Below are 13,301 nucleotides of genomic sequence, written 5' to 3'. Positions count from 1 at the left end.
CGCTGGACCGTCAATCGCGATAGCGGAAATCGAGGGACGAGAATAACATATGGTACACGTCGGCCCAGGCTAGTTCACGATCGTTGCTCGTCGCCAGTGTTTCGGACAGTAATTTGCGGACGACTTCGCATTCGGCCATGCGTGGCGCCCTTCCCAACGTTTGGCGAAACGCATGTTCGCATCGCGTGTCGTCATCCGCCAAGTCTAGCGCAAGCAATCGGCGTGCTGCAGCCATCGCTTGCTCCTTCACAAACGGACTGTTCATCATGAACAACGCTTGCTGCACCACTGTGCTGGTGTTGCGACGACCGGTGACCATGCTCGAATCGGCACCGTCGAACGCCTCGAACAGTTCCGGTAGCGAATTTCGCAATACCGGCACGTAGATGCTGCGAAGCGTGTCGTGATCGACGTATTCGTAGTCGGTCTTCGCATCCGAACGGATCGTCGAGTCGGCGTATACGCACCGCAATTGCCCGCTGACGGCCAGCATCGCGTCGCGCAAACATTCGGCCTCGAGCCGCTGCCGGTTCTGCCGCGCCAACCGACGATTCTCCGGATCAGCCGCCCGGGTTGCTTCCACTTCCTCAGAGCGTTGCCTGTAAGCTCGCGATGTGACCAGGTAGCGGACAAGTTGCTTGATGGACGAATCATGCGTCGCGAAATATAGCGCCAGGTGGTCGAGCAACTCTGGGTGAGAAGGCAATTCGCCCGTGGTTCCAAAATTATCGACCGTGCGGACCAGGCCTTGCCCGAAAAGCCAATGCCAGGCGCGATTCGCAAAGACGCGAGCCGTGAGCGGATTCGCAGGCGAAGCGATCCAATCGGCCAGTTCCCGGCGACCGCTTTGGTCAGCCGGTAGCGGCGTGACAGCCTGGGGTGCCACGACCTGTAAAAATCCGCGTGGCACAATTTCTCCCAGCGAATGGACGGTGCCGCGGATATGAAGTGGCGCGTCCTCGATCTTCGCGCGCTCGATCACGGTCATGACCTGCGGGCGATTCGGACCCGTCGAGCGCAAATGCTTGAGATCTTTTTCGAGTTTTATGAGCTCCCCGCGCCGCCTAACGAGATTTACGTCAGGCTTGATCTCGTCCTGGGACGGCGCGATTCGTTGGGCAAGCTCTTCGCGACGGGCGGCGGGCTTGTCGTCGTCGGCCGACAGGTACTGCACGGCATCGACGACCACATGCCCCGTGGTTCCTTCGTTAGCGACCAGCACAAAATTCTGGCCTGCCGCCTCGCAACGATACTGGCCTAGCGAAATGAAACGGCCGTCGATCGGAGGCCGCTCGCGCATGTTCACGCGAATCAGCCTATCGCCTTCGGCGCTAAATACCGTGACCGGCACGTCCTTGGCGCGATTGTCGGCCGCCGTGTACGCCAGCCGTACCTCGTAGCGACCATTCTTGGGCAATTCTGGCGCGAACGTCGCCGTCTTTTCCCCTTTTCCCTGGTCGGAATCGTGTACATAGCCTGCGCCGATATACGGCTTCACACTTTGCGACGTCTGCCACGCGCCAACGAGCTTGGCCTGACTATCATCAATGACGATTCCCGGTAGATCGGCTGCGGCGGCAACTTTCGCGTCGTCTGCCTTCTGGCCATCGGCACGAGCCAATTGTTCCTTCAGCTTGGCAACCTTGGTTTCGACCGCGGCGACCTGCGCCTCGAACTCCGCGAATTTCCCTTCATCTTCATGCGCTAGCGGCAAATTCACGCTCATCCATTTCGAAACATTCTCGTGGGCCAGCGTTTGCACGTTTCGCAAGATCCCGGCCAAGGCGTAATAGTCGCGAGTCGGAATGGGATCGAACTTGTGGTCGTGGCAACGGGCGCAGCCGATCGTCTGACCGAGAAATGCTTTGCCGATTACGTCCAGTTGCTCGTCGACGACGTCCATATCGAGCTGACGCTTGTCCTGCTCTTCGAGATTCGTATTTCCCAGCGCCAAAAACGTCGTCGCTACCAGTTGTCGTTGCCGGTCGGCGATCGTGTCAGCCGGCAAGAGATCACCCGCCACCTGTTCGCGCAGAAACTGCACGTACGGTCGATCGCCGTTGAACGACTCGATCACGTAATTTCTGTATCGCCAGGCGTCCGGCAGAATGAACCCTCGTAGAGTCAATGATTCGCCAAATCGGACCACGTCGAGCCAATGCCGCGCCCACCGCTCGCCAAAGCGCGGCGACGCCAGCAGCCGATCGACAAGCCGTTCGTACCAATCCGGCGATTGATCGCTCTCGACAGCGATCAGATCATCGACATCGGGCGGTAGTCCCCATAGGTCGAAGTACAGCCGCCGCACGAGGGTCGCTCGCTCGGCGGGCGTTTGCGGGCGCAAACCCGCCTCTTGCAGTTTTGAAAATATGAATCGATCCATCGGATGCACGGACCATACTGGATCATCCACCTGCGGTGGCGCCGTGGCGTGCGGCGGTTGATAGGCCCAGAATTGACGTCCGGCTTCGATATCGATCGTGCGGGAAACCTTTGCCGGGATAGGCTTCCCTGCATCGGCCGGCGCCGGCGCGCCGCGGACGACCCATTCTTCGAGCGCACGAATTGCCTGGTCGGGCAACTTGCCAGTCGGCGGCATTTCGAGCCCCTCGCGACGCACGGCCGCGATGAGCAGGCTCTCGTCTGGTTTTCCAGCGACGACCGCTGGCCCCGAATCGCCCCCGCGTTGCCAACCGGCCGCGACATCGAGCCGCAATCCGCCCTTCGATTTCTTTACGCCGTGACACTCGTAGCAATGCTGCGCCAGTAAGGGACGAATTTGCTTTTCGAAAAACTCGAGGTCGGCGGCGGCAGGCGCCAGTACCGTTCCCTCGGCTCCAATCGCCGAGGCGGACGCCAAAATAAGGATCGCCACCGTCCGCAGTACGAATGGGCCGCCATCCACCACCCCGCCAGCGCGCCGCCAGAAGCGGCCGGCGATTCTTCCAGTTAGCGGAAGGGGTTTGGTCACGGTAAGCCGTTGGTGGTGTGAGGCTTGGGGCGGAAATGTCAGACGCTCGGACTCATTCTATCCCGTCAGAATGCGTTACTCCAAGTATTTTTGGCGCGGCGCCGCGGGAAGCGAAAAAGCTTGATTTCCAAGAGCTTGACATGTATATACTTTACATGTCAAGTATTACAAGGTGAGGCAACCATGACGACTACCCGACTACAACACGAACTAAAAAAGCGACGCCCCTTCGACTCCGTCGAGCAGGAAGCGGCGCTGAATATCGTACGCACCAACGATCAACTGCAAATTCGCTTTAGCCGGCTGTTTCGCGAATTCGAGTTGACCCCTTCGCAGTACAACGTGCTGCGAATCTTGCGCGGCGAGGGGCAACCGCTACCGATTCTCGAAATTGCCAATCGCACGATCACGGTCGTGCCAGGCATCACCGGGTTGATCGATCGTTTGGAAGAAGCCGGCCTGGTCGCCCGCCAACGATGCGAAGAAGACCGCCGCGTGGTGTACGTCTCGTTGACGGCAAAAGCTACGAAACTACTTGCCAAGATCGACCAACCTCTCTTGGACATGCACAAACGGCTGCTGGCCGGACTGTCGGTCGGCGAACTTACGCAACTTAATGCGCTGCTGGAGAAGATTCGCACGTCGTTCGCTGACGCGCCTGAGTAGCCGGCCCGATCACCTGACCCGACCAAGCGCGAACTTCGCTAAATACTTGACGTATCAACTATTGAGCGACGGGCACCAGTTAGCTTCATCCGCGAATGCGAAATCGAGGAGACTTCCATGTTCCAGGTTCGACGAGCCAACGAGCGAGGGCATTTCAATCACGGCTGGTTGGATACGTTCCACACATTTTCCTTCGGTGACTACTATGATCCCGCAAATACCCAGTTCAGCGCGCTGCGCGTGATGAATGAGGACACCGTGGCACCGGGTCAGGGATTCGGTATGCACGGCCATCGCGACATGGAGATCGTCACCTATGTACTGTCGGGCGCTCTCGAGCATCGCGACAGTCTAGGCAACGGCGAAGTCCTGCGTCCCGGCGAGTTGCAACACATGACCGCGGGCACCGGCATCCGGCACAGCGAGTTCAACCCATCCGCGACGGAACCGGTCCACCTGTACCAGATCTGGCTACTTCCGGAACGAGCGGGGCTGACACCTAGTTACGAACAGAAGTCCTTTGCAGACGCGATGCGGCCAGGAAAGTGGCTGCTAGTCGCGTCGCCGAATACGGCCGAGGGATCGCTCGCCATCCACCAGGATGCGCGTCTTTTCCTGGCCACGCTCGAAGCGGGACTCGAACTGTCGCACGAGCTTGCCGCTGGCCGGCACGCCTGGCTGCAAGTCCTGCGTGGCAAGGTAAACGCAGGCGGTGCGGCGCTCTCGGCTGGCGACGGCGTGGCTGTAAGCAACGAGAAGAGGATCTCGCTCGCCAGCGAGGGGGCCAGCGAAGTGCTGCTATTCGATCTCGCTTGAACGAGGCGAGATCAAAGGCGCGCGATGTCGATCGGTTTTGAAAAGTCTAGCAGGCGGGTTTTGCGGTTCACCACTTCCACAATCCTTAAGACGAGGATCCGATGTCCAATCCCTTGACACCCGTCGTAAGCATCGCCGGACGTGTGCTGCTTTGTATCATCTTTTGCATGAGTGCCGTCGGCAACAAAATCCCCCACTTCGATCAGGTCGCCGAGGTGATGGGCAAGGTCGGAATGCCCTCGCCGCGGCTGCTATTGGTCGGCGCGATTACGTTTCTGTTGCTCGGCAGCGCCTCGGTGATCTTGGGCTATCAGGCGCGCATTGGCGCGGTGATGCTGCTGGTCTTTCTGGCCATGGCAAGCTACTACTTCCACGCCTTCTGGAAACTACCCGAAGCGGAGCAGCAGGCCCAGATGATTCACTTCATGAAGAACCTGTCGATGATCGGCGCGATGCTCTTCATCATCGCCAATGGCTCAGGCGCTGGCAGCCTGGACACGCTATTGGCGCGGCACGCGGCTGCAAACGAATTGCCAGCCTAGCGGCCGGGTAGCTGACATAACGAAAAGCCGCGCCAAATATACCGGCAACTCACCGCATAGTGCCTCTCCAAGGTCGAACGCCTTGGGAATATCAAAATACACCCGGCAGGACTCGAACCTGCAATCTTCGCCTCCGGAGGGCGACGCCTTATCCATTGGGCTACGGGTGCCTGAACCTACATTCTAGATTTGCGCTCGTCATGCCGCAATGAGTCGCCCAGCCGACTTGGTGTTACGCGCGCTGCCTGGGATCGCGATTGCTGGCATGCGACTGTAGGCACGCTCCAGGCGTCACAGGTTCGTTAAAGCGATCAACCGGCGCGTGGCCGCTCCAGGCGATGCCGCGCAAAAGACTCTTGCTAAGTATTGGATCCTCGAAGCTCCAGGCGAAATGGCCCTGAATCGACACGAACACGCGTGCTGCTATTTGATTCTCTGGTCCACCGGTTATGAAGTTTTCCGGCCCATCGAACAAAAAGAACGATCGAAAAACCCTCGACGACGGATGCGACATAATTCAAAGCGACTTGTTCGTAAGCTGCGTGAAGTCGCTGCGACTCCGAATGCGGGCAAGGAACAGACTGTGGTCTTCCAAGCCTTGAAGATCAGTCAGCGAACGCCCAATTACTGGGGCACGCAACACGGCGGGATAATGGCCGAGGAGTCCAAGCGCCAGCAGGAGTTGGAGGAGAAGGTTTCCACGGCGCCAGCAAACAGCGAGATGACCGCGATGAACACTGTCGCGGGCACTGCCAGGCGCATCCCATGCGGACTCGGGTATTTTTCGCCATACGAACGAATTCTTGCCTGTTTGTTTTCGGCATCTCGTCGTGATCCGCGAATCCAGACTTTCTTCTCGCCAATTGTCGCCGAGGCACCCCTCGCGGGCAGCCGATCGAGGACGCCAAAGAGCCTGCACATCAATGGCTTCAAGCCCCTTCGTTCCCGCAGTTCATATTACAAAACGGTAAAAAAGTGCGTGCCAAACAGCGATATTCGTGCTTGCGACTGTCGTAGTTATTGAACTTACGATGATCCGGCGCGCCGCAAGTCCCGAATATTTCTTGGGCTAGCCAAATCGCGATAAACCTCGCACGTCGCACCCGATTATTTTTACGCGTGGCGAGATTAGGTGGTTGGCGCAGTGATCTCGATCAGTATGCTCGACACTCAATACGCGATTTGAAGGATCATATCGGCGAATACCCTATAGGGTGAATACAGGATACGCCGGACGCGTGGGCCGTGCTACGGCGCGGTGGCTGCAAGGATGCGCAGCCTTTTTGAGAGCGTGCTTACGAATCGGCCGAACGTCGGGCCGGTGGTACGCTCACCGTCATAATGAGTGTGTTTCGCCGTCGTTCTCCGGTGGGTGGAACCCATCACCGCTAGAACTATCGGGACCGGCGAAGCCCCGCATTTTCAGCCAGGGAGGACCCTAGATGTACAGCGAGATGTTATTGTTGGCGCTCGTTTGGAACGTGGCCCCGACCGATAAGCTATTGACCACCCCCGGCGTCGTATTGATGCACCCGGTCGAAGAACGAGTCGTCGCCAAGACCAATGCCGAGCGCAAGCGACATGGCTTGCCCCCGTTGGAAGTCGACGGCAAGCTGGTTCGTTCGGCACGGCGCCACACGGCCTGGATGACCCGATCCCATTCACTGCAGCACACTACGGCTCCGGTGGGCGAGAACATTGCCATGGGTCAGCAATCGAGCACCGAGGCGGTTCGCTCCTGGATGAATTCCTCAGGGCATCGGGCGAATATTCTCAGTTCCTCGTACCGCAAAATCGGCGTCGCGGCCTATACGGCCAGCGATGGAACCGTCTACTGGTGCCAGCAATTCCTGCGGTAAACCCGACGACGAAACTCTGATTGAGCCGTGCGAGAGCGCGTTGCCACGGTCAATGAATAGCGCGGCGAAAAAACGATCGGCCGGAGCGAGCGGGAGCAAAGCGCTCGTTCCGGCCGGATCTTGATCGCTCGCGAGGGGCTAGCCTAACGAGCGATACCGGGCGCACGTTTTGTGTCACGCCGGTGCCAGGCGCGAATTCTCGTTACTGCACGATCTTCAGCGGGCGATTGTCGGCCACTTGTTTCCACACCGCGTTCAATTGTGCCGAATACTGCGCGGCCGTTTGTCCGCCCGGGATGTCAAAGTACACGCCGTTGGTGATCGAGGCCACCTGACTCATCAGCGCCGTATCGGCCAAGGCGCCCATGCTGATCGTGACCACGGGGATACTGGCGGCCGCGGCGGCGTTCGCCTCTTGAATTACCAGGTTCTTGGCATTGGTCGTCGAGCCGGGCAGGTTCGCCACGCCGTCTGTCATCAGGACCATCATCTTGAACGCGTTGGTCCGGGCGTTGTTCTGCAATTGCAAACGCGCGGTTTGCATGCCGTTGTAGATGTTTGTGCCGCCGATGTAATGCCCGGCCTGCCGGGCCGCAACGATCGTAGACAGCGTGCTGTAGTTAGGCGTCAGTGCGCTTTCTAGGACTGCCGTACTATCGGAGTACGTATAAATCGACAGGCCGATCCGATCATCCTCGGCCGCGGCCGAGATGTAGCCCATGAAGTTCGTCACTGAATCCTTCAGGGCGCTGACCGGCTGCTCGTGCGTGTTGGCTAGTGCCGGCGTTTGCTGGTGCGTGTACCGGCTGGCCTGCAAGTAATTCAGCCAGGTCATGTAGCCGTACATGTTCGTATAGCCGGCAGCCGCCACGTAGCTATCCGACTGGACGTAGCTGAAGTAGTTCGCCCAACTGTCGCCCGAATACGGGTACGTAACGTTCGTCAGGCCAAGGGCTTTCGCCAATGTTGTCGCATCGGTGCCGAAACGTTCGCCCGACCCAGTAGGGTTGCCGCTGTCGTTCGTGCCAGACTTCACCCAGGCGATGCTAACTGTCTTGCTGGCATTATTACCAGTGGCATTGAAAGTGCCGCTGGTGCCGCTGCCGGATAGTGTTTGCGTGGTGCCGTCCGTGAATTGCAGCTTGACCTGAGTAATGTTCTTGGTCGATGTCACCTGCACGCCGTTGTCTTGAATCTGGGTCTTGATCTGGGCCATGTTGCCATTGGTCGGCGCCATGCCCGTGATCGTTGCGTACTGAGGCGTGAACGTCAGGTTCCCATAAACAGGACTACCCAAATCGGTGTAGATCTGCTGCAAGCAGCTCTGCACGTATGGCAGCCCCAAAAGCTTCATGTTATAGAACTGGCTGTCGTAGCACATCGAGGCCGAGAAATCGAGCACTAGCATGATGTCGCGCGGCTGGTGCATGGCCACGGCCTGGGCCGACAAATTGACGGAGCTTTTGTTTAGCACCCGACCGAAGAACAACGGCTCGTTATTGTCGAGCAGCGTGACGCGGATCGCCGAGGGCGTGCTGCTGGACGTCGAAAAGCTACTTGTTGTCGTGCTCCATTGACCATGCTCGACAGTCATGCTCGTCGGATCGATGGCCTTGCCGGCGACGTTATTGAGCGCCAGGTAACTGGTGGCAGCCGCATCGGCAGCACCATTACCGTTGACCAGGGCCTTCGCCGCTGCGAGCGCCGCCGCGTCGCAGGCACGCTGCAACTCAGCCTGCGTCTTGGCGACGTGCCCGACGTCGACACTGAAGGCCACCATGCCTAACATTGCCACCATGAAAATGGCAGCCAGAATCGTGATAGTTCCCTTGCGCCCCCAACGGTTCTTGGTCGTCCAGCGAACCGCGGCGCGATGCAAGCTGCGCATGATCCACCTGCCTTCTTTCGAGTCAATTCAGAGGTGTTTTTCAGGCGTCGGTGATCGACGTCGATGGGTTTTAGCGATATGCAACTAAAACATAGGTCAATTTCGTTCTGCGGGTCGTCTGATTTGATCGATACGTCCCGTCAACCAAGCCACTTTCACTGCCCTGCGTTTGGTAAACTGGTCCTCGATCGATGACTTTTCGCAACGCCACTTCCGGGTCGCTGCTTATTCTGGGGGCCAGTACGCGCGCCGCGGCGTTTTCGGCCTTGGCAGCCGGACTGCGGCCCTCGTGCGCCGATCAGTTTGCCGACGCCGACCTTGCATCGCACAGTCCCGTCGTGGCGGTGGAAGGCTACCCGCAGGGCCTAGACGCCGCCGCCCGGAACGCTCCAGACGGTCCCTGGATGTACACCGGGGCGCTCGAAAATCACCCCACGTTGATCGATCGCATCGCCGCACAGCGGCCGTTGCTGGGAATGGGTGGGGCCGTATTGTCGCGAATTCGCGACCCTTGGACCGTTAGCCGCGTGTTACGCGCGGCGCACCTGGCCGTCCCCGAAATTCGCCGCACTCCCCAAGACCTAGGGCATGCAGAGCGATGGCTGCGAAAATCTCGCAGCTTGAGCGCCGGCGCAGGGATCGGGCACTGGCAACTGCAACCGGCCGGAACGCAGCGACCTACGTCCGACAGACGCCAGCGTACGCATTACTTTCAGCGTTACGTCGAAGGACGCGCCTGCGCTGCGATCTACCTCGCCGCCGCGGGTCAAGCGCGACTGCTCGGTGCCACCGAGCAACTATTAGTCTCGGGCACCGCACAAGGCGGCCACTTTCGCTATGCGGGCTCTCTCGGACCGCTGCCGGCCGATGCACGGCGTGACAGCCGATTGCAGCGACTCGGGAATGTGCTGGCCGAATTCTTCCACCTGCGCGGTTTGTTCGGCGTCGATTTCATCGACGATGGACGCGAAATCTGGCCCGTCGAAATCAATCCACGCTATACAGCCTCGATCGAAATCCTCGAACGAGCGGCCTCGTTCTCGGCCGTCGGCGCCCACGTCGCGGCATGTCGTGACGAGCAGATTCCCGAGATCCCACCGCCGGCCGGCGACTCCTGGCACGGCAAACGAATTCTTTATGCCAACCACGACATCCAGATCGACGACGCGTTAACGGCCAAGGCGCTCGCCGCGCGCGACAGCGACGCAAAACCGCTAGTTGCCGATATTCCGCACGCGGGCACGGCGATCAAGCGTGGGCAGCCCGTCATGACAGTGTTCGCCGCGGCCGCGACGCACGACGAAATGGTCAGCGCGTTGGCCAGCACGACGCACTCGTGGAACGACGCCCTGATGGGGTGCCGGACGAAACCGTTCGCCTGACCCATTGCCGCTCGGCGGAACTATTGTCTCGCATAGGGTATCGCCCCGCTTACGGCAGCTCGCGAATCTCGATGTCCTTGAACCACACGCGCATGGGGGGCCCGACGTGCAATTGCAACGCGATGATGCCCTCTTTAGCGCCGACTTCTTCTTTCTCGGTGTAATCGACGGTCGTAAAGCCGTTTAAGACTTGCGTGATGTGTGGGCCGTCAGCAGTGATGACGTACTCATTCCAATCATCTTTCTTGACGTGTTCGGCGACTTCGCTGGCCTTGACGTTCACCAGGATGCCGCGCCCCCCTTCTTCGTAGAGGATGCCCATGAACACGTTCTCGGCGATATCAGCTTGGTAGCCGCGGACCACATGCTCGGGGAATGACTTACTACGAAATTGAATGCCAGAATTGCCGTTTCGCAGCTTGAACTTAACCTTCAGAACGAAATTCTTGTAGGTTTTTTCGGTCGCCAAAAACGTGTTTTTCTGAAGCTTCACACCTTCGGTAGTACCTGCGATCGTGCCGTCCTCGACGCTCCACAATTTGTCGTCTCCGGTCCAACCCGTCAGCGTGCGTCCGTCGAAGAGCGGTTTAAAACCTTCGTCCGCCGTCGCGTGGGTCACGGCGACAAAAGAGAGAAGCAATGCAAATAGAAACGAGTGACGGGCAGGCATGGTGTCGCTCCGGCGATTGATGACGAAATTCGCGTAAATGGCTTTGTGGCTCACAATGTAAACTGTCGCCCACCGCAACTCAAACCGGCGGTGGGATGGGGCAGGAATTCGCCGTCGCAATAGCGCCGGGTGGCCCCGCGTCAGGCCGACACGTCGGCGACATGTTCTTTCTCCACGTCGGCGGCGGTGCGCCAACGACGGCCTGCCAGTTCAGGCTCGTAATTCTCGACCCCGGCAAGACGCGCAATCTCGATCATGAACCGTCGCGTCAAATCGGCGAGTACTTCCTTGTCGTTCTCTCGGCCAAAGAACTCCGAAATATCCAACGGCTTGCCGATCTTAAGCCGTGCTTTGGCCGGCAGGAAAAACGCGCCCGTCGAAGTGCCATCATTCGGAGCGCCGCGCAAATAACAAGGCACGACCGGTACCCGCGCCTTAAGCGCGATCAGTGCCGCGCCAGGACGGCCCGGCAACAGCAACCGGTCCGAGTCGTTGATGCGGCCCTCGGGAAACAGCCCCACCAACCCCCCTTGCGACGCGTAGCGGATCGCCAACTTTGTGGCGGCCGTATCGACTCCGCGGCGATTGACGGGTATTGACTGCATGATCTTGAAAAACCAGGACATCGCCGGGTGGACGACATACTCTTTGGCTACCATCCAATGCACGATACGGTTGGTGGCCAGCGCAATGAACGAAGGATCGATCGGACCAATGTGATTGCAAACAATCACGGCCCCCTGCCCCGGCGGAATGTCGATCGTGCCGGTCACTTGCGCACGCCACAGGACGCGAGCCATGACGAGGTTAAACGGATAGAACAGCGGAAACTGCGCGAGCGTAAAGTGCATGCGGCGATACATCCGCACCACCCACACCACGAGCGCAACAGCCATCAACGAAATCGTTCCAATAGCCAGCCAGGTTGTCTGGGTTCCCGACATCTTCGCTTATGCTGTGAATGAAATTGTGCTGTGATCGATGTTGTCGCGGTATCAAGGCGGGCGTCAACGGCATGGCAGGCAAAACGCGCCCGGCAGAGCACAACGCCCGGACGGTACCGCTCATCGAGCGGCAGGTGGGATCCTGCGTCCGCGATCAGCCCCCGAGGTCCGCGGACGCGGGCAGACGGCCATTCGAGCGATGCCCCTACACGCCGAAGCCGTCTGACAACTATAACTTGCCAAGGGAGTTCGCGCAAGCACGGCGCATTGATGCCGATTATTTACCTAAACCGCGGGGAAGCGGACCGTCCTGGGCCATTTAGGTGGTAATTCGTCCATCCGCCGTCGCTTTGTGTCTGACCTACGAAATGGGGGGCCCGGCATGCTATTGGGAGTCGTCAGCGACACGCACGGTCACGTTGCCAACACGCGCCAAGCGATTCGCATGCTGGAAAGTTTCGATCCCGTGGCCGTCATCCATTGTGGCGATATCGGCACGGCCGAGATCATTCCCTTGTTCGCCACATGGCCCACGCACTTCGTGCTGGGAAATGTGGACGAAGAAGTCGACGAAATCGACGAGGCGATCCGCGCCGCAGGGCAAACGAATCACGGTGCCTTCGGCCAGTTGGAATTAGAGCAGCGTAGAATCGCCTTCCTGCACGGTCACGACCTGCCCCGGCTGCGCGAGACCATTGCCAGCGACCGCTGGGATCTGGTCTGCTCGGGCCATACCCACAAGCGCGATTTGCGCCGCGAGAAAAAGACGGTCGTGCTCAACCCGGGAGCGTTGTACCGCGCCACTCCGCATTCGCTGGCGATCGTCGATCTAACGACGCTCGAAGTGACCGACGTGACGTTGTGAAACACGGCTCGCGCCGGCGAACTAGCCCGCGCGACGCGTGACCTGGCTGAAGGGAACTACGTCAGGCACCTCGGCCATGCGGTACCGATACTGCATGACATAGGCATCTTCGGGAGTGTCTTCGTAGAACCCGCGCAGCACCGATACGGCCCGAAAACCGAGTGATCGGAAAAACAGTTGCGCGTCGAGGTTCGTTTCGCGGACTTCGAGCAACAAACGGCTGCGCCTTTGCTGTGACAACTTGCCGGTCAACTTCATGATCATCTGCCGACCAATGCCTTGGCGGCGATACTCGCGGGCGACCGCGAAATTCAATACGTGCAGCCGCGTTTTATGCAGCTCGTAAATCATGAACCCGACGACCTGGTCGTCGCAATCGGCCACCATGCCGATGCAATTGCGCTGACGCAACTGACGGAGGAAATCATCCTCGGACCAGGGAAATTCAAAGCTTTCGGCTTCGGTCGCCAACACCTCAGCCATGTCACGGCGAATCATCCACCGAATATGAGCGCGGAGCTCCTGCCTTTGATCCGAACGCATCGACGACGGCCTCCTTCCTTGTCGGCCCAATTCCGCCGGAACGATCATCGACGAGGTCCGTCGCAAAACACTCTTCGCCACATCGGCGGAAGGTCGTTTACGACACACAGCGCTGGTTCGATGTCAGCTTCCGTGCGGTTGAATTCAAACGTGGG

The 13,301-nt window shown here is 59.1% G+C and carries 12 protein-coding genes and 1 tRNA gene; 7 read left to right on the top strand and 6 right to left on the bottom strand.

From position 1 onward, the window contains the following. Nucleotides 1-10: 10 nt before the first annotated feature. Nucleotides 11-2,971, bottom strand: coding sequence for a DUF1553 domain-containing protein (locus VGN12_23375; GenBank protein HEY4312409.1), 2,961 nt, complete (start codon nt 2,969-2,971; stop codon nt 11-13). Nucleotides 2,972-3,154: 183 nt separating this feature from the next. Between VGN12_23375 and VGN12_23370 the strand changes: the two genes are divergently transcribed. The 3 genes from VGN12_23370 to VGN12_23360 all read left to right on the top strand — a co-directional run bounded on the left by VGN12_23370 (nt 3,155) and on the right by VGN12_23360 (nt 4,995). Beyond that, a complete protein-coding gene (locus tag VGN12_23370; protein ID HEY4312408.1) occupies nt 3,155-3,637 on the top strand; it encodes a MarR family transcriptional regulator in 483 nt (160 codons plus the stop codon). Between the two features lie 117 nt (nt 3,638-3,754). After that, nucleotides 3,755-4,453: a pirin family protein gene (locus tag VGN12_23365; protein ID HEY4312407.1), complete on the top strand. Its 699-nt coding sequence runs from the start codon at nt 3,755-3,757 to the stop codon at nt 4,451-4,453. Nucleotides 4,454-4,554: 101 nt separating this feature from the next. Next, nucleotides 4,555-4,995, top strand: coding sequence for a DoxX family protein (locus VGN12_23360; GenBank protein ID HEY4312406.1), 441 nt, complete (start codon nt 4,555-4,557; stop codon nt 4,993-4,995). Between the two features lie 97 nt (nt 4,996-5,092). Here VGN12_23360 and VGN12_23355 read toward each other — a convergent pair. Further along, a tRNA-Arg gene (locus VGN12_23355) sits at nt 5,093-5,165 on the bottom strand. 152 nt (nt 5,166-5,317) lie between these two features. On the opposite strand from VGN12_23355, the gene VGN12_23350 reads away from it, so the two are divergent. Both VGN12_23350 and VGN12_23345 read left to right on the top strand, forming a co-directional pair. Then, nucleotides 5,318-6,019, top strand: a complete 702-nt coding sequence (locus VGN12_23350; GenBank protein HEY4312405.1) for a hypothetical protein — start codon at nt 5,318-5,320, stop codon at nt 6,017-6,019. A gap of 418 nt (nt 6,020-6,437) precedes the next feature. Then, nucleotides 6,438-6,854, top strand: coding sequence for a CAP domain-containing protein (locus VGN12_23345; GenBank protein HEY4312404.1), 417 nt, complete (start codon nt 6,438-6,440; stop codon nt 6,852-6,854). A 202-nt stretch (nt 6,855-7,056) separates the two neighbouring features. Here VGN12_23345 and VGN12_23340 read toward each other — a convergent pair whose 3' ends face one another. Further along, complete coding sequence (locus tag VGN12_23340; GenBank protein HEY4312403.1) at nt 7,057-8,742, bottom strand: vWA domain-containing protein; 1,686 nt, start codon at nt 8,740-8,742, stop codon at nt 7,057-7,059. A gap of 191 nt (nt 8,743-8,933) precedes the next feature. Here VGN12_23340 and VGN12_23335 point away from each other — a divergent pair, with 191 nt between their 5' ends. Then, complete coding sequence (locus tag VGN12_23335) at nt 8,934-10,124, top strand: ATP-grasp domain-containing protein (GenBank protein HEY4312402.1); 1,191 nt, start codon at nt 8,934-8,936, stop codon at nt 10,122-10,124. 49 nt (nt 10,125-10,173) lie between these two features. Here VGN12_23335 and VGN12_23330 read toward each other — a convergent pair whose 3' ends face one another. Continuing rightward, on the bottom strand, nt 10,174-10,794 hold the full coding sequence (locus VGN12_23330) for a DUF1080 domain-containing protein (GenBank protein HEY4312401.1): 621 nt from the start codon (nt 10,792-10,794) through the stop codon (nt 10,174-10,176). Nucleotides 10,795-10,934: 140 nt separating this feature from the next. Then, nucleotides 10,935-11,690: a lysophospholipid acyltransferase family protein gene (locus tag VGN12_23325; protein HEY4312400.1), complete on the bottom strand. Its 756-nt coding sequence runs from the start codon at nt 11,688-11,690 to the stop codon at nt 10,935-10,937. 430 nt (nt 11,691-12,120) lie between these two features. Here VGN12_23325 and VGN12_23320 point away from each other — a divergent pair, with 430 nt between their 5' ends. Continuing rightward, nucleotides 12,121-12,603: a YfcE family phosphodiesterase gene (locus VGN12_23320; protein ID HEY4312399.1), complete on the top strand. Its 483-nt coding sequence runs from the start codon at nt 12,121-12,123 to the stop codon at nt 12,601-12,603. A 21-nt stretch (nt 12,604-12,624) separates the two neighbouring features. Here VGN12_23320 and rimI read toward each other — a convergent pair whose 3' ends face one another. Then, on the bottom strand, nt 12,625-13,146 hold the full coding sequence (rimI, locus tag VGN12_23315; GenBank protein HEY4312398.1) for a ribosomal protein S18-alanine N-acetyltransferase: 522 nt from the start codon (nt 13,144-13,146) through the stop codon (nt 12,625-12,627). Nucleotides 13,147-13,301 lie beyond the last annotated feature (155 nt).

The organism is Pirellulales bacterium (assembly GCA_036499395.1).
In the GTDB taxonomy this organism is placed as follows: Bacteria; Planctomycetota; Planctomycetia; order Pirellulales; family JACPPG01; genus JACPPG01.
Note: the sequence above shows the minus strand (reverse complement) of the source record. Positions and strands in the feature narration are given on the sequence as shown.